The organism is Bacillus sp. V3B (assembly GCF_024494465.1).
Classification (GTDB): Bacteria; Bacillota; Bacilli; order Bacillales; family Cytobacillaceae; genus Bacillus_BD.
Map to the genome: position 1 here is coordinate 1 of NZ_JAETXM010000026.1, position 22,291 is coordinate 22,291.

General features: G+C 36.8%; 14 protein-coding genes and 1 riboswitch. Of the genes, 9 read left to right on the top strand and 5 right to left on the bottom strand.

Translation table 11 applies throughout. The annotated features are described in order from the left end of the window. Positions 1-229 precede the first annotated feature (229 nt). Positions 230-315, top strand: a riboswitch (cyclic di-GMP riboswitch). A gap of 15 nt (positions 316-330) precedes the next feature. From JMM81_RS19120 to JMM81_RS19145, 6 genes are all read left to right on the top strand, one after another. After that, a complete protein-coding gene (locus JMM81_RS19120; RefSeq protein ID WP_256243130.1) occupies positions 331-2,358 on the top strand; it encodes a PAS domain S-box protein in 2,028 nt (675 codons plus the stop codon). 229 nt (positions 2,359-2,587) lie between these two features. After that, positions 2,588-3,103, top strand: a complete 516-nt coding sequence (locus JMM81_RS19125) for a YehS family protein (protein ID WP_256243131.1) — start codon at positions 2,588-2,590, stop codon at positions 3,101-3,103. 181 nt (positions 3,104-3,284) lie between these two features. Next, positions 3,285-3,407, top strand: a complete 123-nt coding sequence (locus JMM81_RS19130) for a hypothetical protein (RefSeq protein WP_256243132.1) — start codon at positions 3,285-3,287, stop codon at positions 3,405-3,407. Between the two features lie 91 nt (positions 3,408-3,498). Next, positions 3,499-4,677, top strand: a complete 1,179-nt coding sequence (tnpB, locus tag JMM81_RS19135) for an IS200/IS605 family element RNA-guided endonuclease TnpB (protein ID WP_256243134.1) — start codon at positions 3,499-3,501, stop codon at positions 4,675-4,677. 441 nt (positions 4,678-5,118) lie between these two features. Continuing rightward, positions 5,119-6,654 carry a glycine betaine uptake BCCT transporter gene (locus tag JMM81_RS19140; RefSeq protein WP_256243135.1) on the top strand — a complete coding sequence of 512 codons (1,536 nt, stop codon included), beginning with the start codon at positions 5,119-5,121 and terminating at the stop codon, positions 6,652-6,654. 148 nt (positions 6,655-6,802) lie between these two features. Further along, positions 6,803-8,164 (top strand): citrate/2-methylcitrate synthase, encoded by a 1,362-nt coding sequence (locus JMM81_RS19145; protein ID WP_256243136.1) that lies wholly within the window; start codon positions 6,803-6,805, stop codon positions 8,162-8,164. 156 nt (positions 8,165-8,320) lie between these two features. Here the strand turns inward: JMM81_RS19145 and JMM81_RS19150 are convergent, their stop codons facing one another. From JMM81_RS19150 to proC, 3 genes are read right to left on the bottom strand one after another with little or no spacing between them, the layout of a single operon-like run. After that, positions 8,321-9,592, bottom strand: coding sequence for a glutamate-5-semialdehyde dehydrogenase (locus JMM81_RS19150; protein WP_256243137.1), 1,272 nt, complete (start codon positions 9,590-9,592; stop codon positions 8,321-8,323). Between the two features lie 14 nt (positions 9,593-9,606). After that, positions 9,607-10,746 carry a glutamate 5-kinase gene (proB, locus tag JMM81_RS19155; protein WP_256243138.1) on the bottom strand — a complete coding sequence of 380 codons (1,140 nt, stop codon included), beginning with the start codon at positions 10,744-10,746 and terminating at the stop codon, positions 9,607-9,609. 38 nt (positions 10,747-10,784) lie between these two features. Continuing rightward, positions 10,785-11,675, bottom strand: a complete 891-nt coding sequence (gene proC / locus JMM81_RS19160; protein WP_256243139.1) for a pyrroline-5-carboxylate reductase — start codon at positions 11,673-11,675, stop codon at positions 10,785-10,787. A gap of 214 nt (positions 11,676-11,889) precedes the next feature. Here proC and gltB point away from each other — a divergent pair, with 214 nt between their 5' ends. Together gltB and JMM81_RS19170 are read left to right on the top strand one after the other, a co-directional pair. Continuing rightward, positions 11,890-16,485 carry a glutamate synthase large subunit gene (gltB, locus tag JMM81_RS19165; RefSeq protein WP_256243140.1) on the top strand — a complete coding sequence of 1,532 codons (4,596 nt, stop codon included), beginning with the start codon at positions 11,890-11,892 and terminating at the stop codon, positions 16,483-16,485. A gap of 3 nt (positions 16,486-16,488) precedes the next feature. Next, the gene (locus JMM81_RS19170) at positions 16,489-17,973 is read left to right on the top strand and encodes a glutamate synthase subunit beta (protein ID WP_256243141.1); all 1,485 of its coding nucleotides are present in this window, start codon (positions 16,489-16,491) and stop codon (positions 17,971-17,973) included. Between the two features lie 334 nt (positions 17,974-18,307). On the opposite strand, the gene ytvI is transcribed toward JMM81_RS19170, so the two are convergent. Both ytvI and ilvA read right to left on the bottom strand, forming a co-directional pair. Then, a complete protein-coding gene (gene ytvI, locus JMM81_RS19175; RefSeq protein ID WP_256243142.1) occupies positions 18,308-19,366 on the bottom strand; it encodes a sporulation integral membrane protein YtvI in 1,059 nt (352 codons plus the stop codon). 185 nt (positions 19,367-19,551) lie between these two features. After that, positions 19,552-20,757 carry a threonine ammonia-lyase gene (gene ilvA / locus JMM81_RS19180; RefSeq protein WP_256243143.1) on the bottom strand — a complete coding sequence of 402 codons (1,206 nt, stop codon included), beginning with the start codon at positions 20,755-20,757 and terminating at the stop codon, positions 19,552-19,554. A gap of 501 nt (positions 20,758-21,258) precedes the next feature. Between ilvA and JMM81_RS19185 the strand changes: the two genes are divergently transcribed. Next, positions 21,259-22,014 carry a nucleotidyltransferase domain-containing protein gene (locus tag JMM81_RS19185; protein WP_256243144.1) on the top strand — a complete coding sequence of 252 codons (756 nt, stop codon included), beginning with the start codon at positions 21,259-21,261 and terminating at the stop codon, positions 22,012-22,014. The last annotated feature ends 277 nt before the right edge of the window (positions 22,015-22,291 follow it).

Sequence of the window (22,291 nt, forward strand, 5' to 3'; positions counted from 1 at the left end):
GGACTGGGCGTTTTTAATTGTGTTTGTTTCCTAAAAGCAGGAGAAAACAAGGAAAAGGCATGAATAAATAAAGGGAAAACAGCGCAGAAATCCCACCTGAAAATATTGTTGAAAAATGTCGTTTTTTATTATTTTTTTATGTTAAAATTGATAATCAAATAATATTTATTCATGGTGTAGATATAAAGAAATTTAGCCATTTAAGAGAAATATCCCTTGTCAATAACCTATTTGAAAAAGGAAAACCTGTATGAAAGTCAGGGACTCAAAGCCACAAGTCTAAGGCATCATTGCTATGATGGTTGGGCTACCAAAAAAGGAGCAGTAAGAATGAACTTACTATTGAATGATACATCAATTGAAATATATAAATCCATTATGGAATATAGTTCTGATGCGATATTTATTCTCTCTGTAGATGGGGAAGTAATGGAAGTGAATCAGGCGATAACAAAACTATATGGATATTCCAAGGAAGAAATGCAAGGAAAATATTATCAAGATACCATCGTTCCTGACCATTTGGAATCAACGAATCAGTATTTTGCACAAGCATTACAAGGAACTCCTTGTGAGTATGAAACACAGGCTTTTCATAAAAGTGGAGAGATTGTTTATTTATTGGTAAAGAACATGCCCTTGATGGTCAGTGGTGAAATTGTCGGTATTTTCGGTGTAGCGATAGACAAGACCGAGTTATATAAAACAAAAGCATCTTTAATTAAGATGGAAGAAAGATTTAAAGCAGTTTTTGATTCAACTACTGATGCTATAGACCTTTTAGATTTAGATGGGAATGTTATAGAACTAAACCCTGCATTTGAAGAACTCTACGGTTGGAAGAGAGACGAAGTTATCGGAAAACCTTTATGTACTGTACCACATGATTTAGTACCTCAATACAAAGATATGATAGTCAGGGTAAAAAAAGGAGAAAAAATTAACGGTATTGAAACTACTCGAATCAAGAAAGACAGAAATACAATTGAAGTTAGTGTAACTTTATCAGTTATTCGAGATGAAAATGGAAATATAGTGGGTACTTCAAGTATAGCGCGAGATATTACAAAACAAAAACATTTGGAGGCATCTCTAAAAGAAAGTAAAGGACGTTATCGGAAATTAGTTGAAATGTCCCCAGAACCTATTGTTGTGCATACTGAAGGTATTATGAGATATGTAAACAAAGCAGGGGTTAAAGTGTTTGGGATTAAAAGTCCTAAAGAATTAATTGGCAAACCTGTTTTAAATTTTGTACATCCAGATTATCGGGAAAAGGTTGTCGAACGGATGAAGAATTTAAAAACAGAAGGAAATATTATTGACCTTATGGAAGAAAAAATTATACGATTTGATGGAAGTATTATTGATGTTGAGGTTACAGGGGTTGGAGTTATTTATAAGGGAAAACCATCTGCTCAACTGATATTACGTGATATCACTGCACGAAAAAGAGCAGAAGAAGCTCTTCGTCAGAATGAAGAAAAGTATCGCTTGATTGCAGAAAATATGACTGACCTGGTAGCGATAATGGATATTAATGGAATGGTTAATTACGCCTCGCCATCCCATGAATTTGTATTAGGATACGCCCCTGAAGTTTATGAAGGAAATCATGGCTTTGATTTAATTCATCCTGATGACCTTCCAAATGTACAAAGTCAGTTTATAGAGATGCTTCTATCCAAAGGAGAAAAGGTGATAGAATTTCGCTTCAAACATGTAAAAGACAATTGGGTATGGGTAGAAGCAAAAGGGAAGCCTATTCTTGATGGAGATGGGAATCTACTTCATTTTCTGATTGTAGCCAGAGACATTATGGAGAGGAAAATGTATAGAGAAAAATTAATCCATATGGCATATCATGATACATTGACAGGACTTCCAAACAGAAGGCTGTTTAATGAACGGTTAGAACAATCCTTAAAAGAAGCGGTAAGATACAATCGTAATATGGCAGTTATTTATATGGATATGGATAAATTCAAACATATTAATGATAACTTGGGACATGATGTAGGGGATGAACTGCTTAAACATTTTGCACAAAGAGTAAAAGGATGTCTTCGAGTTAATGATACCCTTGCAAGACAAGGAGGAGATGAATTCACTATTCTTCTTCCTGAAATTCAAGGAGAACAAGATGTTTTACAAATCGTAAATCGAATTCTTGCATCCTTACAAGAACCTTGGAAGATTAGAGAGCATGTCTTCAAGACAACTTCCAGTATCGGTGTTGCTGTTTACCCTGCGAATGGAACGACAAGCCATGAACTAATGAAAAATGCAGATATAGCTTTATATAAAGCGAAAGAAGACGGGCGAAACAATTATAAGATGTATTCCTTAGTAAGTTAAAATGAAAATAAAGGCTTTCTAAATGATTAGTCGCTTTTTCCTATATTTTTTGTTCCTTGTTTCTATATTATCGAAAACTAAAACGGTAAATAGGGTTCTGATGCAAAAACTTCAACACAATTGCAATTAACCTCTAAATCTTGGACATACTGATACTATTACTCTAAAAAAGGATAATAAAAATGATGAAGTTGCTGGGCAAATAGGCAATGTTATAGGGGGTTTATAGATGAATAATAATGATATATTAATTAGATTAAGATATGCTCTAGATATAAAAGATACAGATATGGTAGAGGTATTTAAACTTGGTGGCATTGAAGTAACAAAAGAAGAAGTGCTCAAAATGCTCACAAGATCAACGGACAGTTACGATAACGATAGTGATTTAGCTGACAATGAAGAGAATATAAAATGCGATAATATTATGTTAGAGTCATTTTTAAATGGCTTAATTATTTTTAAAAGAGGAAAACAAGATCCAAAACCAGGACAACCTAAAAGACCAGAACTGTCTATAAAGAATAATGAAAGTGTTAATAATATCCTTCTAAAGAAATTGAAAATAGCACTAGCCTTAACGAGTGAGGATATGCTTGGTATATTAGAGGAAGCCGGAGTCATGATAACAAAAGGAGAATTAAGCGCTGTATTAAGAAAAGAAGGACATAGGAATTACAAAGTGTGTGGTGATAGATACGCTAGGAATTTCTTAAAAGGATTAGCTATACAATATAGGGGATAAGGGACCATCAAAGCATGCTTACTAAAATCTTTTTATTAAAATATATGTGGAGTACTGTGCTTTGTAAAGTTGTATTTAAAATAGTAAAAATCTTAGCTTATTTACCAACCAAGCTAAGATTTTTTTATCTAAAATAGGCGAGAATACCCCTTCCTCAAGGAATGTGAAGGGAGTTAGCCCAATGAGTAGGGAGGGGATGAATCGCCTTCGGACAAGGGATAGCTTTCTTGCCATCTCGATTGTCCGACTGTTCGAGAGCCTATCTATTGCTTCACATAAAAAACATCATACGAGTTCCACATAGCCCTTTTTTTAATTCAATTCAAAAAGAACAAATGTTTGTGTTATATTCATAAAAATGGTAAAATAGAAGGAGGAAAAGGAGGTGTCAACGTATGTTGGTGAACAAATCCTATCAGTTTCGTATCTATCCTAACCAAAAACAAGCAGAGCTTATGAATAAGACCATTGGTTGTTCTCGTTTCGTCTTTAACTTCTTTCTTGGCAAACAAAAAGAAAAAGATGCTTATTGGTCGATCGTAGAAGAAATGAAACAGAATGGTCAGCTTCCCATGAATCATTGGAAAGGCAAAGGCTTAAATAAATATGAAACCGTTAAATCCATTCCTGAACTAAAGCAGCATTATCCCTTTTTAAAAGAAGTAGATAGTATTGCTTTGCAAAAGTCTGTTGAAAACCTAAGTGACTCCTATGAGCGATATTACAAAAAACAGAACAAACAACCCCGTTTTAAGTCTAAAAAGAATCCGGTTCAGTCTTACACAACCAAGCATACGAACGGAAATATTGCAGTAGTCGATCATTATATCAAACTACCAAAATTAGGACTTGTTCGTTTTGCCAAAAGTCGTGAAGTAGAAGGACGAATTTTGAGCGCTACCATCAGACGCAATCCTTCTGGAAAATACTTTGTTTCTTTAGGAACGGAAACAGAAGTCGCAGAATTACCTAAAACCAATTCGGCTGTCGGCATTGATGTGGGTGTCAAAGACTTTGCGATTCTTTCAGATGGAACACCCCCTTATACAAATCCAAAATTTTTTCGCACCTTAGAAGAAAAGTTAGCCAAAGCCGGGCGAATCATGAGTAGACGAACCATAGGCGGTGCGAACTGGTACAAAGCCAAACGTAAAGTGGCTCGTATTCATGAAAAGATTGCCAATACACGTAAAGATTACTTGGACAAAATCTCCACCGAAATGGTCAAAAACCACGACATCATCGGAATGGAAGATTTGTCGGTATCGAATATGCTTAAAAATCACCATTTTGCTAAAGCCATTAGTGAAGTATCATGGTCACAATTCAAAACCATGATTGAATACAAAGCGAAGTGGTACGGTAAACAAGTGGTGACGGTTGCCAAAAACTTTCCTTCCAGTCAGCTTTGTTCTTGTTGTGGTTACAAAAATAAAGACGTTAAGAATCTCGGATTACGTGAGTGGGATTGTCCAGAATGTCATACCCATCATGACCGAGATATTAACGCAAGTTTAAATCTTAAAAATGAAGCCGTAAGACTTCTAACCGTTGGAATGACGGGGCTCGCCTAATCCATAACTGATCGATAGATCGGTGTTCTTAGGAATCCCCCACTTCAAATTTTCGTTAGAAAATTAAGTGGTGGGTAGTTCAAGTGCTAAAGTTCTGAGCGTCACTAAAATGCCCTATATCGGTAAAAAAACCAAATTAAAGCAGATAGAATTATCATTTTTATGGTAAACTGGAATAGTTGGGATGTTCTTGTCGAAAAATGCTGGAATAGCTCGATAATCGTATATAAAGAAGTATAAGAACTTTCCCACTAATTGAGTTACACCTCATTTTCATACCGCTTTTTTGAAAAAATCATACATAATTAACTTATTGTAATTGGATTGAAAATTTAAAGAGAGTAAATAACAAACTTAAGCTCATATCAATAGAAAACTAGGAAGGTTCTTGGTGTATTTTCATATTTATGGGCACGTAATTCAAGAAGAAAGGAACAATAAATGAAAAAAATATCAAACGTTTTTGGGATTTCGGTTGCGATTGTATTCGCAGCTGTAGCTTTTGGTGTTTTCGCACCGAACATGTTTGAAGAAGCAACAGGCAATCTACAGGTATTTCTTACAACCTCTTTTGGCTGGTATTATTTAATTTTAGTTACACTTATTGTTGTTTTTTGTATTTATCTTATTTTTAGTCCTGTTGGAGCAATTAAATTAGGGAAGCCAGATGAAAAGCCTGAGTTCTCTAGAGCTTCTTGGTTTGCCATGTTATTTAGTGCAGGTATGGGGATTGGTCTCGTATTTTGGGGTGCTGCAGAACCTCTATCTCACTTTATTGAGCCACCGTTGGCAGAGAGTGGGACAGTTGCTGCAAATAAAGAGGCAATGAGATACACCTTTTTTCACTGGGGAATTCATGCCTGGGCGATATATGCTCTTGTTGCCTTATCGTTAGCTTATTATAAATTTCATAAAGGTGAACCAGGTTTAATTTCAGCAACATTAAAGCCAGTATTAGGTAGAAGCATGGTAGGTCCACTTGGAACAGTGGTAGATGTGTTAGCGGTTTTTGCTACAGTAATTGGGGTTGCTACGACTCTAGGATTTGGAGCAGCGCAAATTAATGGTGGTTTATCCTATTTATTGGGGATCCCAAATAACTTTTTCATTCAATTTATCATTATTGCGGTGGTTACAGTCCTATTTATGATTTCCGCAATGTCTGGATTAGGAAAAGGGATTAAATATTTAAGTAACTCAAACATGTTTTTAGCTATAGCATTGTTGTTATTAATGTTCTTCACAGGACCAACGATCCTAATATTGAATATGTTTACTGATTCACTTGGTGGATACATTCAAAATATCATTCAAATGAGCTTCCGAATTGCACCTCTTAATGAAGAACATCGTTCATGGATTAATGGTTGGACCATCTTTTATTGGGCATGGTGGATTTCATGGTCACCATTCGTTGGTATTTTCATAGCACGTGTATCAAAGGGGAGAACCATTCGTGAATTTCTAATCGGAGTTTTACTACTTCCTTCCCTCGTCAGCTTTTTTTGGTTTGCCGTATTTGGTACTTCAGCAATTGAAGTTCAGAATGCAGGAAATATTGATTTAACTCAATTTGCTACAGAGCAAGTATTATTTGTTGTCTTTAACGAATTCCCATGGTCAACCATCTTATCGGTTGTGGCATTAACACTGGTTGGAACATTTTTTATCACTTCTGCTGACTCAGCAACATTCGTACTCGGAATGCAAACAACATACGGATCATTAACACCACCAAATCGGGTAAAATTAACTTGGGGTATAGCGCAGTCTTCTGTAGCCTTGATTCTTTTATATAGTGGTGGGTTACAAGCACTTCAAAATGCGTTAATTGCGGCAGCATTCCCATTTTCCTTTATAATTGTTCTGATGATGGTTTCTCTTTACCGTTCTTTAACAAAAGAAAAAAAAGAACTGGGTTTATATTCTAATCCCAAACCTAAACCACATAAAGACCAGAAAAGAACGATAAGTTAGCATCATTCTTTGTTCCTTTTTAAACTTCATATCGTTCAAAAATAAATGATATAACAAGATGTTGAAATTAGAGCAAGAAAAGAAAGGGTAATGGGCATAACTAGAAAATAAAGAAATAGGATGAAAAATCCTAAATTGGAGGAAGAGTATGCAGGATAATAAAAAAGAAATGATCGAAAATTTCACAAATAAGTACAGCAGAATTTTTAAAGAGAATAGTTTGATTGACAGCAGTTTAGATGAAAAGTATGGAGTAAAGCGTGGTCTTAGAGATAAGAGTGGAAAGGGTGTTCTGGCCGGACTTACTCAAGTTTCATTAATCCAAGCTAGTGAAGAGGTTGATGGAAAGAATGTGCCTTGTGATGGAAGACTTTTTTACCGGGGCTATAATATTACTGATTTAGTAAAGGGGTTCAATAATAAACTTTATGGATTCGAAGAAATAACCTATTTGCTTTTATTTTCTTCTCTCCCAAATAAAGAACAACTGACAGAATTTAGAGAAATTCTAAATGATAGCAGAAATCTACCAAGAAATTTTGTGAGAGATGTCATTATGAAAGCACCAAGTAAAGACATTATGAATTCTTTAACAAAAAGTATTCTTACACTGGCTTCCTATGATGAGAACATATCGGATTTATCATTGGATAACGTACTAAGACAATGTCTTACGCTTATCAGTGTTTTTCCAATGCTATCTGTTTATGGTTATCATGCCTATAAGCATTATGAATGTGATGAAAGTCTCTATATTCACAGACCGGATGACAGTCTTTCTATGGCGGAAAATATACTAAGAATGTTAAGACCAGATAAACAATATACAGAACTTGAAGCAAATGTACTAGATATTGCTTTAGTATTACATATGGAGCATGGTGGTGGAAATAATTCAACGTTTACAACAAGAGTCGTTTCCTCTTCAGGTTCTGATACTTACTCAGTTATTGCGGCAGCTTTATCCTCTTTAAAAGGACCGAAACATGGAGGGGCGAATATTAAAGTAGTCGAGATGGTACAAGATATCAAATCCCATGTGGCAGATTTAAAGGATGAAGAAGAAGTAAGAAGCTATTTATCTAAAATTGTGAACAAGGAAGCCTTTGACAAAAGCGGTTTGATCTATGGAATGGGACATGCTGTATACTCCATTTCTGATCCAAGGGAAAGAGCCTTTAAGGGGTTTGTAGAAAAGCTAGCTGATGAAAAAGGTAGAAATGCTGATTTTGAATTATATTCGATGATTGAGCGAATGGCTCCGGAAGTCATAGCAAAAGAACGGCGTATCTATAAAGGAGTCAGCGCAAATGTTGATTTTTATAGTGGTTTTGTATACAGCATGCTAGATATCCCAGTAGAACTATATACCCCTATTTTTGCTATAGCGAGAATTGTAGGATGGAGTGCACATCGTATGGAAGAACTTATCAATGGAGATAAAATAATAAGACCTGCATATAAAAGTATTGCGACAGAAAAAAATTATATGGAAATGAATGAACGATAATACAAGCTTTGTGTGTGTTGCAGATCGTTTTAGGCATATAGCAAAGTTTGTATAAAATAAAAGAACCTAATCGCTTAGATTAGGTTCTTTTATTTTATATAAATCCCTCGTGAAATATTTCTGTGAAATAAGATTTTTCGGGATGTCACAGGGATTTTATTCTCTAATTTGTCCGTTTCCTAAAATGCAGAATTTTGTTGTTGTTAAAGCCGGGAGACCCATTGGTCCACGGGCATGTAGTTTTTGGGTTGAAATCCCTATTTCAGCTCCAAAACCTAATGCACTTCCATCAGTAAAGCGTGTTGAGGCATTATGATAAACAGCAGCAGCGTCAACTTCTTGTATAAATTGAGTTGCTGCTTTCTGATTTTCGGTAATGATAGCTTCTGAGTGCTTAGTCCCATACTTTTCTATATGATCAATTGCTTCTTGAATATCGTTTACAATTTTTACAGCAAGATCTAAACTTAAATATTCTTCTGCCCAGTCCTTCTCTTCTGCCTGTATAGAACCAGGTATAGCTTTTACCACTTCGGTATCACCATGAACCATAATATGATATTCATTTAGCTTTGAGATCAGTGAATCTTTATGATTTGAAAACCAATCTTTATGAACGAGTATGGTTTCTAAAGCGTTACAAACGGCAGGACGGTTAGTCTTAGCATTTATAATAATATTTAGTGCTTTCTCTTCATCGGCTTCACTATCTACATACACATGTACATTTCCAACGCCGGTTTCTAGTACAGGAATGGTTGCTTTATTGACAACTGTTTCAATTAAGGAACCGCCGCCTCTAGGGATGAGTACATCGATATATTGCTTTAATGTAAACAGTTGCTCAGTAGCACTTCTGTCAGTACTCGCAATAAATTGTACGGCATCTACTGGGATTTTGGTTTTCTCAAGTGCTCTATGAATAACAGAGACAATCGCTTTGTTTGAGAACAGTGCAGAAGATCCTCCTTTTAAGATTATCGAGTTGCCAGATTTTAATGCAAGTCCTGTTGCATCAACCGTTACATTCGGTCTAGCTTCATAAATCATACCGATTACACCAAGGGGAACGCGTATTTTCTTTACATTCAACCCATTGTCTAATGTCCATTCAGATAGGATGTCACCTACAGGATCATCTAAGCGAGCAACCTCACGTAGACCGTTTGCAAAGTCTTTAACACGCTCTTGGGTTAATAAAAGGCGATCCATAAACGCACTCTCAAAGTTTTTCTCTTTGCCTATTGTTAAGTCTTTTTGGTTCTCCTCCAAAATAAAAGCATATTCCTTTTCTAATTCATCTGCAATGGTTAGTAGTGCTTGATTTTTATCATTAGTTGATAGCATACTTAACGGCTTCCCAGCTTTTTGTGCCTTTCTAGCCTGTTCTTCAACGTTTACTTCAGTAATGTTATTTGTATTCAACAATATTCGCTCCTTCGTTAATGGCTTGTCGTTATGTTCGTATGGCATACAAAGTTCTTTTGACTGATGGCTTCACTTTTTATCACTTTTATATGATCGGGAATATCCTTTAGCTTAAGTCTTTTAATTTCACGGAGCTGGTCTGCAGAGTAATTAATAACCCCACGCCCAATTTCATCTCCATTCAGATGTCGTATAATCACAACATCGCCACAATCAAATGTTCCCTTAACTTCTCGAACACCTTGGGGAAGTAAGTGATTTTGTTCTTCTGTAATAGCTTCTCGGGCTCCTTCATCAATAATGACTTCACCTTTTGGTCCTGAACTAAAGGCAATCCAATGCTCTTGTACACTTAAGTCATCCTGTTCCTCGTTAGGTTTAAAATAGGTCCCTTTTGCTTCACTATTAACCGCATTAATTAATATATTAGGTTTATTTGCATCTCCTAAAAACGTATGAATTCCTGCAGCTAAAGCCATTTTAACTGCTTCAATTTTAGACTTCATTCCTCCTGTTCCAACAGCACTATCTGAATCACCTGCTGCTGCTTCTATCTCTGGAGTAATGTCATGAACAACCTCTAAAAGCTTCGCATTTGGGTTCGTTCGAGGATTATCATCATAAAGACCATCAATATCAGATAAAATAATCAATTGATCTGCTTCTACCAAGCCAGCTACTTTAGCTGATAATGTATCATTATCTCCAAATTTTAATTGTTTAATGGTAATTGTATCGTTTTCATTAACAATCGGTACTACTCCTCGTTCAAGTAGCACCTGTATTGTATTTCGAGCGTTCATATATCTTGTTTGGTCTGAAAAGTCACCTCGAGTAATTAATATTTGGGAAGCTACGTATCCATGAGATAAAAAACGCTCTGAATAAGATTCCATTAAAAGGCATTGGCCAATTGAAGCTGCTGCTTGCTTTTCAGCTAAATTTTCAGGGCGTTCTATAAAACCTAATTTTCGATACCCCGCTGCTACAGCTCCTGAAGATACGAGGACAACCTCATGATCGTCCTCTTTTAAATGTACAATCTCGTCAACTAAACGTATTAATTTCCGATAGCTAATTTCACCGTTTCTACTGGTTAATGAACTACTTCCAATTTTGACCACAATGCGTTTTTTTTCATTACCTTTTTCCATCTTGTCACCTCTAACGTATTAAATATAGTCAAGCGAAATTAAGTTAATATGTTTTCCGGAATAGTAGACAATTCCTTAGTTATTTCTTTTGAGCGATTAGCGGCCTGTTTTATGCAATTTATCATGATTTCTTGAAAATGATTGTTTTCTAATACATTCAATCCTGCTTCGGTTGTTCCGCCAGGACTTTTTACATTTTGGTATAATTCAGCAGGAGTTTGATCCGTGGACTTTAATACATCTATTGTTCCTTGGATCGTTTGTAATATCAACTCTTCTCCTAATTGGCTCTCCAAATGAAGTTCTTTTAAAGAATGGAACATAGCTTCAATTAAGTAATAGATATAAGCTGGACCACTACCTGCAATTGCTGTAACACTGTCAACATCCTCTTCCTTTACTTGTCTAACCAAACCTACAGCTTGAAACAAAGACTCTGTCACTGTAAGCTGTTCATCGTTTACATACTTTCCTGGTGAAATAATGGTCGCAGATGATCCGACAGCCGCGGATGTGTTTGGCATAACTCGAATAACAGGGGTTTTATCACCTAATAAGTATGAAATATAATCCGTTGTGATCCCAGCAAGTACCGAAATCATTAGTTGTCTTTCTGTTGTGAATGGTCGGATTGAATCAATGGCACTTTTAATTCCTGCCGGTTTCATAGCAAGTATTACAATATCAGCTTCTGCTAAGACTTGTTCATTACTTGAACTTATTTGTACACCATATTTTTCTTTCAATTCGAAAAGTCGATCTTCGTTTTGCCGATTTGTTACATAAATATTTTGGGAAGGTAGTTTTTCTTGTTGTAGTAATCCTGATAAAATGGCTTCAGCCATCGAGCCTGCACCAATAAAAGCTAACTTATATTGCTGTATCAAAATAATCATCTCCGCTTTTAATGTTTTTATGTTTTTGATCATATTTTGTCCAGAAATAATAATTTATCCTACTTATTATTTAATATGAATTTGCATTAAATGTAATAGGGATGTATAAACTATTTTTATGTAATAGGTGTGTTCTAAAATTCAAGATCAGCGAGTAAATAAATTATTTTATCAGTATTGGAGTAGATGTGTATAACTAGGCTAACTTCATCCATGATAAAAGCTTAATTTAAGAGGGGATGTTGTCATGAAAAAGAAAGGGTATCCGATTGCTCAAGGTTTATATGTTCCAGAGTATGAACATGAAGCCTGTGGGATTGGAATGGTCGCTAATATTGATGGTAAAAGGTCACATGACATAGTTGAACATGCAATAACAATTTTATGTAATTTAGAACACAGGGGTGGACAATCAGCAGATACGAGTAGTGGTGATGGTGCAGGTATTCTAACTCAAATCCCACATTCCTTTTTTGAGAAACAATGTGAAAAAGAAAATATTGAAATTCCTGAAGCAGGGGGCTACGGGGTTGGAATGGTCTTTTTGTCACAGGATCCTGAGATTAGGAAAAAGACTCAAAAATTAGTTAAAAAGATCATTGAAGAGGAAGGGCAGACCTTTCTGGGCTGGCGGACCGTTCCGGTTAATGATTCTTTTGTTGGTGATACGGCAAAAAAATCCAAACCGTTTATTCGCCAAATGTTTATTGCACCTTCTGCTGAGCTCAATGACCAGAACGATTTTGAAAGAAAATTATTTGTGATTAGAAAACGGTTAGAAAATGATTTGTTTCCTTCTGACAATGAACAACAAGAAGGTATTTATATATGTAGTTTATCGACGAGAACAATCGTGTATAAAGGTATGTTAATTCCAGAACAACTTGATTCCTTTTATATTGACTTGAATCATCGCGACTTTAAGTCAGCGGTAGCTCTTGTTCACTCGCGCTTTAGTACGAATACATTTCCAAGTTGGGAAAGATCACATCCAAATCGATTTACGATACATAATGGAGAGTTTAATACAATTAAAGGAAATGTTAAATGGATGCAAGCAAGAGAGGCTCAATGTAAATCTGAATTATTTCATGGTGAGGATTATCAAAAACTGTTTCCGGTAATTGATACGGAGGGCAGTGATTCTTCGATGTTTGATAATTGTTTTGAATTTCTGCATCTTTCAGGACGTTCACTGGCTCATACTGCCATGATGATGATTCCCGAGCCGTGGGCTAATGATGTAACAATGGATGAAGAAAAGAAAGCTTTCTATGAATTTCATAGCTGTTTAATGGAACCTTGGGATGGACCTGCAGCGGTTGTATTTACTGATGGAAAACAAATAGGAGCCTGCCTGGACCGAAATGGGCTACGACCTGCTCGATATTACGTAACAAAAGACGGCATGATCGTTTTGGGATCTGAAGTAGGTGCTTTAGATATTTTTGCTGAAGACATTGACTATAAAGGCAGGCTTCACCCTGGAAAGATGCTTCTTGTTGATTTAGAAAAAGGAAAAATTATTCCAGATGAAGAAATTAAAAGGGGAATTTTGTCTGAACAACGATATAAAGATTGGTTAGCTAAGTATTTGGTGAATATAGATGATCTATTAGAAAAGGGTAATCCTAACCAAATTTTTAACGCAGATGAACGAAGGAAACAACAACTCGCATTTGGGTATACAAACGAAGAACTCAATAAAGTATTGAAACCGATGGTAACGGATGGGAAAGACCCCATTGGCTCTATGGGGTATGATTCTCCCTTAGCTATTTTATCTAAAAAGCCACAGTTACTGTATAACTATTTTAAACAGCTTTTTGCTCAAGTCACGAATCCACCAATTGATGCGATTCGAGAGAAAATCATTACTTCAGTTGTAACAACAATCGGACCAGAAAGAAATCTTGTTAAACCTGAGCCTGAGAGCTGTAAACAAATTCAACTTCAGACTCCGATTTTGACGAATAGTCAGTTAGAAAAAATTCGTCATTCTAGCTTTAAGAGCGAAACGCTATCTATACTATTTTCTGTTGAAACACAAATTCCAAAATTTGATCAAATTTTGGAAAAGTTATTTTTGAAGGCTGACACGGCTATTGAAAATGGAGCTTCGTTACTGATTTTATCTGATCGAGGAGTAAATGCCGAATATGCAGCGTTACCGGCTCTCCTAGCTCTCTCAGGTTTGCATCATCACCTTATTCGAAATGGAACACGATCGAAGGTAAGCATCATAATTGAATCTGCAGAACCGAGAGAAGTCCATCATTTCGCAACATTACTTGGCTTTGGGGCAGAAGCAATTAATCCTTATTTAGCATTTGAGTCACTACGAGGTTTGATTGAAGTGAATGATATACGCGAAACCCAGGTCGAGGATGCTATTGAAGTATATAGGCAGGCAACAACAGATGGAATCGTTAAAGTATTATCGAAAATGGGGATTTCGACGATTCAAAGCTATCGTGGTGCACAAATATTTGAGGCTATTGGGATTGATAAGAATGTGATCGATCAATACTTTACTCAAACAGCATCACGGATAGACGGAATAGGATTAGATATTATTGCCAAGGAAGTTATGATGAGGCACAGAAGGGCATTTAATGAGGAAAGAGGTGTAGAGAAAACATTAGAATCAGGTGATGATTTTCAGTGGCGTCATGATGGGGAAGATCATCAATACAACCCTGGGACGATTCATCTGTTACAACAAGCTTGCCGAACAAATAACTATAAGCTTTTTAAAGAGTATTCAAGATTACTTACAGATACCGATCATAATCTCCAATCAATTCGTGGCATGCTATCTTTTAAAGAACGGGAAGCGATACCGATAGATGAAGTAGAGTCCATTGAAGAAATTTATAAAAGATTTAAAACGGGTGCGATGTCTTACGGATCCATAAGTAGTGAAGCGCATGAAGCACTTGCCATTGCAATGAATAAAATTGGTGCAAAAAGTAATTCGGGAGAAGGGGGAGAAGACCCTAATAGGTTTAAACCTGATCCAAATGGTGATTTAAGACGTAGTGCCATTAAACAAGTAGCTTCAGGTCGATTTGGAGTAAATAGTTATTATCTGGTTAACGCCGATGAAATTCAAATTAAAGTGGCTCAAGGCGCTAAACCAGGGGAAGGTGGACAACTTCCTGGAAAAAAAGTGTATCCATGGATTGCAGAGGTAAGAGGATCAACACCAGGTGTAGGCTTGATTTCACCGCCGCCACACCATGATATTTATTCAATCGAAGATTTAGCTGAATTAATTCATAACTTAAAAAATGCAAATCCTTCTGCTCGAGTTAGTGTCAAGCTTGTATCAGAAGTTGGTGTTGGAACTATTGCAGCGGGTGTGGCTAAAGGGAGAGCGGACCTTGTTCTTATCAGTGGATATGATGGAGGAACTGGGGCAGCACCTAGGACAAGCTTGAAACATACTGGGTTACCATGGGAAATAGGGTTAGCAGAAACACATCAAACATTGCTCTTAAATCGTTTGCGTGATCGAATCGTTGTGGAAACTGATGGGAAATTGATGACAGGTCGGGATGTTGTGGTTGCTGCCTTACTTGGGGCAGAGGAATATGGATTTGCAACCGCACCGTTAGTCGTCTTAGGATGTATATTAATGCGTGTCTGCCACCTTGATACGTGTCCGGTAGGGGTTGCAACACAAAACCCAGATTTACGGAAAAAGTTTACTGGTGAGTCTGAGCATGTTGCTAACTTTATGAGATTCATTGCAATGGAAGTGAGAGAACTCATGGCAGAACTCGGGTTCCGGACAATAAATGAAATGATAGGAAGGACCGATGTTTTAGAGGCGAATAAAGCCATTACCCATTGGAAAACAAAGGGGATTGACTTATCATCCCTTCTCTATCAGCCGAAAGTACCTGAAAATGTTAGTCGTTATGCAACCGTTGAACAGGTTCACGGACTTGATAAAACATTAGATAAACAAGAGTTAATTCCGTTATGTAAAGAAGCGATTGAAAACCAAGAATCAATAGAGGCGACTTTATCGATTCGAAATATTAACCGAGTGGCAGGGACAATGCTAGGTAGTGAAATTACAAAACGATACGGTGCAAAGGGGTTACCTGAGGATACCATTCGTCTAACTTTTAAAGGATCTGCTGGGCAAAGCTTTGGTGCATTTATTCCACCTGGTTTAACAATGACACTTGTTGGGGATGCAAATGATTTTATCGGAAAGGGATTATCGGGTGGGAAAATTATCGTTCACCCTTCCCGGAAGAGTACATTTATCCCAGAAGAAAATATCATTATCGGAAATGTTTCATTTTACGGGGCAACTGCAGGAGAAGCATATATTAATGGAATGGCAGGAGAACGTTTTTGTGTAAGAAATAGTGGAGCCAATGTTGTCGTAGAAGGTGTTGGAGACCATGGTTGTGAATACATGACAGGTGGGAAAGTCGTTGTGTTAGGAGCAACGGGGAAAAACTTCGCCGCTGGTATGTCAGGTGGAGTTGCATATGTATTGGATGTGTCTAAGGATTTTCGAGAGAAATGTAATCAAGAGCAAGTGTATCTCGATTCAATTCAAGATGAGGTAGAACTCCGAGCGGTCTATCAATTGATTGAAAAACATGTTCATTACACAAACAGTGGATATGGGAAGAGAGTGCTGAATAACTGGAAAGAGATGAGTGGAGAATTTATACGGATTATTCCAAAAGACTATTTAGAAATGCAAGAGAGAATAAAGTTCTTAAAAGAAAGTGGATTAAGTGAACATAAAGCAGCGCTCCGAGCATTTGAAGAAAGTAAAGAAGAAGTGAATTCGATAAAAGATGGAGGGTGAACGATGGGAAAACCAACTGGTTTTATGGATTATGGACGTCAACCAAGGCCCGAACGTGAACCTGTAACACGAACGGATGATTGGGATATTTATACGTTACCTCTGGATGAAAATGAATTAAAACAACAAGGTGCTCGTTGCATGGATTGTGGAATTCCAACCTGCCATACAGGTACGATCATAAACAGGATGACTTCTGGTTGTCCTGTTCATCACTTAATACCGGAGTGGAACGATTTAGTTTTTCAAGGGCAATGGGAAGAAGCTTTGAAGCGGGAACATAAAATGAATAACTTTCCTGAATTTACAGGGTTGGCTTGTCCAGCACCATGTGAGGGAGCTTGCGTACTTGGAATTAATGAGCCACCGGTTGCCATCAGGTCAATAGAGTTAGAAATTATTCGTAAAGGTTTTAAGGAAGGGTGGGTGAAGCCCGAGATTCCAGAAATCCGAACGGATAAAAAGGTAGCGGTTGTTGGCTCCGGTCCAGCAGGATTGGCTTGCGCTGCCCAACTTAATAAAGCAGGACACCATGTGACTGTTTTTGAACGCCATGATCGTGTTGGGGGTCTTTTAACATATGGGATACCTGAAATGAAAATTCCTTATTCTGTTGTTGAGAGAAGAGTAAATCTTCTTAAAGCAGAGGGGATTACGTTTATGACAAATACAGAAGTGGGCAAGGATTATCCAATTTCTACGTTACAATCAGAATTTGATGCGGTCGTTCTATGTGGGGGTGCAACAAAGCATCGTGATTTAAATGTAGAAGGGAGAGAGTTAAAGGGAGTTCATTACGCGATGGACTTTCTTCATGCGAATACAAAAAGTCTATTAGATTCTAACCTTGAGAATGGTCAGTATATATCAGCAAAAGATAAAGATGTGGTCGTCATTGGTGGTGGAGATACAGGTGTAGATTGTTTGGCCACTTCTGTCAGACATAAATGCAAAAGCTTAACACAGTTTGATATTTATGAGAAAAAGGGTGATGTCCGGACTGATGATAATCCATGGCCACAATGGCCGGTCATTCATCGCGTTGAATATGGTCAAAAAGAAGCAGCAGCTGTTTTCGGAGAAGATCCTCGAGCCTATGCCGTGATGACGAAAAAGTTTGTTGGAGATGAAAGCGGTCATGTCAAAGAGATTCATACTATTAATGTTGAAACGACCATTGATGAAAATGGTGGACGAATTCGAAAAGAAATTCCAGGTACAGAAAAAATCTGGCCTGCACAGTTAGTATTACTTGCAATTGGGTTTAGTGGTCCAGAGCAAAACTTCCTTCAAAAAATAAATGTTGAAACAGATGAACGTTCAAATGTAAAGGCTGAGTATGGAAAATATAAAACAAACATTGAAGGGGTATTTGCTGCCGGTGATATGCGTCGAGGCCAAAGTCTGATTGTCTGGGCCATTAATGAAGGTAGAGAAGCAGCAAGAGAATGTGATAGATATTTAATGGGTAAAACCAATTTACCTTAGAAAAATATATGAAATTAGAAATAAAATATGTACTTAAGTTTTGTCCCACTGATGGAAGTCTTCTTTATACTTAAATAGTGATATTTTGCTGAAAACATATTTTCAGCAAAATGTTACATCTAATTTATTTAGGCGATTTGTAGGGGCTGTCCCATAAGGTGTCTGACACCTTTGCTTTTGGAACAGCTCCTATAAATCGTTTTAAAAAAGGAAGCAGTAAATATTGGGGGGGGGGGGTTCTGTTTCTTTTTTCATTTTTTGCAACTAGGATGATATCATTTGTGGCTTGTACAGAGGGTTCATTAAATCAAAAAAACGGACGTAAATGTCCGTTTTAAATCTTGAAATTCAGTTTAATAATTCCTGCTTCTCGAGCAGTATTAAAGGCAATAATCACTAGTGGTCCAATGATAAATCCAGCCATGCCAATTAATTTTAAACCAAGATACATGGCAATTAACGTTGCGAGTGGTGATAGGCCGATATGCGTTCCCATCACTTTAGGTTCCACAGTCCTTCTAATAATTAATAGTGCAGCTGCTAAAATAGCAAGCTTCATCCCTATGACGATATCACCAGCTAATAGTTGAAAGATTGCCCACGGGCCGAGAATGGCTATGGAGCCGATAATCGGAATAAAATCAATCAACCAAATGACGAGGGACATGAATAAGGCGACTTCAGGCACAATAAGTAATAGTCCAATCAGTGATACGGCAAAGATAATGATGCTTACAAGAAATTGTGCTTTAAAGAATCCAATAATCACACTCGATAGTCGCGAAGTCATGAAGCGAACCTTCTCTGCTGTTTTCTCTGATAGAAAACTATAAAACCCTTGACGAAGTCGTGGCAGATCAAGTAGGAAAAGGAACAAGGCAATTAAATAAACGAGAAAACTAACAAGAAAATTGGGTATATTCGTTAGTAGAGCTTTCAAGTTATTGATGTTGATAAACGCCAATAAATCATCTCTTGCGTTTATTAGAAATTCTTCACCACGATCGTTGATTTCATGTACAAGTTCAGTAGGTAGGTCTTCAGCCGCTTCTACAAAACGTTCTTGGACATCAAACCAGACATTCGTGATATCATTTACATACCTTGGGGCATTTTCTACAATGTTTATTGCCTCAGTGATAACCTTTGTAGTAATAACATAACCAGAGAATCCAATTAAGATCACAAATGCAATAAAGGTGATACTAACTGTAATCTTCCGCCCTAAATTGGTGCGTTTCTGAATAAAGCGGACCAAAGGCTCAAGGAACAATGCTGTAATCAGTGCTCCAATTAAAGGAACGGAAACAGGAAGGATAAAATAAAACAATAATGCTATAAGGAGAATGACAATAAAGGTGGATATATTTCTTTTTGTGAGAAACTTGGTCAAAGGTGGGCTCCTTTCTATCATAGGAAATAGTTAATATGTATAATCTAATTATAGTAGTATGTATTTATTTATGTAAACAAATAAAAAAGCTTAGAAGGTAGAATTAACAAAATGGAGTAGTTGTACCTTCTTTATTCGCTTTCATTGTGTAAAAGGAACGTAAAAAGGAAAATAACTATTTTCATTTAGCTCATTTCCGTTATGTATCCTTTTTTCTTCAATGCCTTAAAGATTTCTTCAATGTGTTGTCGGTCTTTTGTTTCAACAGACATGGATAATTGTGCATAGCTCGGATAAATTTTATCTCCCATATGACTTAAGGAAATGTCCAATATATTTCCTTGTCGTTCCGTTACAACCTGTAGGATTTTCTCAAGGTTCCCTGGCTTATCTTTAAGAAGAGTCGTGAAATGCATAAAACGTCCGGCTTCTACCATTCCTCTTTCAATGATTCTCGAAATAAAACTTACATCTACGTTTCCTCCGCTTATAACTGTTACAACCTTCTTATTTTTAATAGGAAGTTTTTCATATAACATGGCAGCAAGTGAAACGGCTCCAGATCCTTCCACTAGTAATTTGTTTCTCTCAAGCAGCATGAGCATCGTTTGCGCAATTTCCATTTCATTAACTGAGAGCATCTCATCCACGTATTGTTGAACTAACCGAAAGGTATGTTCTCCTGGTCTTTTAACGGCAATGCCATCTGCCATTGTTGGGCTCGCATCGACTGTAAGTGGTTTCTTTGCCTTCAGTGACTGCGCCATACTTGGACAGGCCATTGCTTCCACTCCGTATACTTGGATGGATGGATTTTTCTCTTTTACTGCTGCTGCCAGCCCAGCAATTAATCCACCTCCACCTACCGGACAGATAATGGCATCGACTTCAGGAAGCTGTTCCATAATTTCCAGTCCAACGGTTCCTTGCCCAGCGATGATGGCCTCATCATCAAAAGCATGAACAAAAGCAGCACCTGTTTGATCTTTTAGCTCTAAAGCATAGGCAAGAGCTTCATCGAATACGGCTCCTTGTAATTCGACATTTGCACCGTATGTTTTCGTTGCTTGCACTTTGCTTAAGGGAGCCCCTGTTGGCATGACAATTGTACAAGGAATGCCGAGCATCGTACTGGCATAGGCAACACCCTGTGCATGATTTCCTGCAGAAGCAGCAACGACCCCTTGCTGTAATTCTTCTTTTCTCAACGAAATCATTTTATTATAGGATCCGCGTACTTTAAAGGATCCCGTCTTTTGTAAATTCTCAAGCTTCAAATAAACCTTGTTATCTGAATATTGACTAAATGTATGTGAGTAATCTAAAGGAGTTTTATGTACGATGTCCATCATCTTTTCATGAGCCTTTACAATATCATTAAAAGAAACCATTTGATACCCCTCCTTGTTGTGATTAAAATCAGTTGTCCTAGTCTTCCTTTAGTTTTCACAGAGGGGGAAAGGTTATTCGGAAAAACTTAAAGCTTAGAAGCTAGCTTAGATTTGTCTAAGTTAAACAGTGCATAAATCGAAATAGAGATAAGTCACATAGATAATTAACGAGACTGTCTACCATACTTACTAATTCTTTATTACCATGTACAAGCATTTGTTTTCATTTCAGAGGTAAATTGTTTAACTTTTTCGATCCAATGTCAAACAAAAAAATATCCTCAGGTTTCGTATATTTCTTCTTGATCATCCTTAAATTCAACTTTCATCATTAAATTTTCTCCTTAGTATTCGTGTTTTAATTGTGTTTTTAAAAAGTAGCTTAGACAATATTATAAGTAGGGCTGGTGGAGAAAAAAGTTTGACTTATGAATAACTTTATAAATAAAGGTTGGAGATACTAATGCTATTGAGAAAAAATGGGGCGGTGTGAGGAATAATATGGAAAGGGTAATTAAAGTAAAACTGTCTGAGATAGAAGAAAAAGAAAATGTTAAGATTGTCCATGCAATCGAATCGGGAAGTAGAGCATGGGGGTTTGCTTCTCCGGATAGCGATTATGACGTAAGATTTATTTATGTTAGACCAAAGGAGTATTATTTGAAATTAGATAAAGCAAGAGATGTTATTGAGTGGCAATTAGATGATACGCTAGATATTAATGGTTGGGATTTGCAAAAGGCACTTAGGCTTTTGTATAAGTCAAATCCAACGCTATTTGAGTGGAGTTATTCACCAATTATTTATAAGACTACATCATATTATCAGGAATTGAAGAAAGAAATTGACTCCTTCTTTTCTTGTAAAGCAAGCTTATATCATTATTTGAGCACTGCTCATAGTAATTACCGAAAATATTTAAAAGGGGACTATGTACGACTTAAGAATTACTTCTATGTAGTCAGACCGATCCTTGCATGTAAATGGATTTTAGATAAAAAGGTTTCGCCACCTGTGTTATTTTCAGAATTAATGGAGGCTGAACTAGAAGCATCAATGAAACCCATTATTGGGGATCTTTTGAAGGTAAAAATGGAAGCCCCTGAAGTTGGAGAAGGAAAAAGAATTGGTGCGATTAACACATATATTGAATCGAGCCTAGCAGAACTAAAGGGTATGATTGATTTACAAGAGAATGATAAAAATAGTTCTTGGGATAGATTAAATGAATTGTTCCTAATGGGGATAGAATTATAGAGGATAGTTGGAGAGCTCCCTTATAAGAGTAGACCGTTGTTAGGTTAAGCCCTAAATAAGGGCTATTTTTTTGCTTATTTTCTTATGCTTGAATTTTATCAAAAATTTTAACTTCATTTAGCAGAAGTCCTCCACTTCTGTAAGTGGGGGATGAATGCAAAAAGCTCTCTGATTCAGTGGGGGTTCAAACCCCGGCTGAATGAAGTTAAGCCTCCGGCGGATGCCTCGGATTTTTTAAAGGTCATTTATCGAGCGAGCTCGATAAAAATCCGGGCGC

Coding starts and splice junctions, on each gene's coding strand:
- gltB (WP_256243140.1), top strand. CDS start 11,890: ATGAAAAAGAAAGGGTATCCGATTGCTCAAGGTTTATATGTTCCAGAG.
- JMM81_RS19125 (WP_256243131.1), top strand. CDS start 2,588: ATGAATAATAATGATATATTAATTAGATTAAGATATGCTCTAGATATA.
- proC (WP_256243139.1), bottom strand. CDS start 11,675: ATGATCAAAAACATAAAAACATTAAAAGCGGAGATGATTATTTTGATA.
- JMM81_RS19145 (WP_256243136.1), top strand. CDS start 6,803: ATGCAGGATAATAAAAAAGAAATGATCGAAAATTTCACAAATAAGTAC.
- ilvA (WP_256243143.1), bottom strand. CDS start 20,757: ATGGTTTCTTTTAATGATATTGTAAAGGCTCATGAAAAGATGATGGAC.
- JMM81_RS19185 (WP_256243144.1), top strand. CDS start 21,259: ATGGAAAGGGTAATTAAAGTAAAACTGTCTGAGATAGAAGAAAAAGAA.
- JMM81_RS19120 (WP_256243130.1), top strand. CDS start 331: ATGAACTTACTATTGAATGATACATCAATTGAAATATATAAATCCATT.
- JMM81_RS19170 (WP_256243141.1), top strand. CDS start 16,489: ATGGGAAAACCAACTGGTTTTATGGATTATGGACGTCAACCAAGGCCC.
- proB (WP_256243138.1), bottom strand. CDS start 10,746: ATGGAAAAAGGTAATGAAAAAAAACGCATTGTGGTCAAAATTGGAAGT.
- JMM81_RS19130 (WP_256243132.1), top strand. CDS start 3,285: ATGAGTAGGGAGGGGATGAATCGCCTTCGGACAAGGGATAGCTTTCTT.
- tnpB (WP_256243134.1), top strand. CDS start 3,499: ATGTTGGTGAACAAATCCTATCAGTTTCGTATCTATCCTAACCAAAAA.
- JMM81_RS19140 (WP_256243135.1), top strand. CDS start 5,119: ATGAAAAAAATATCAAACGTTTTTGGGATTTCGGTTGCGATTGTATTC.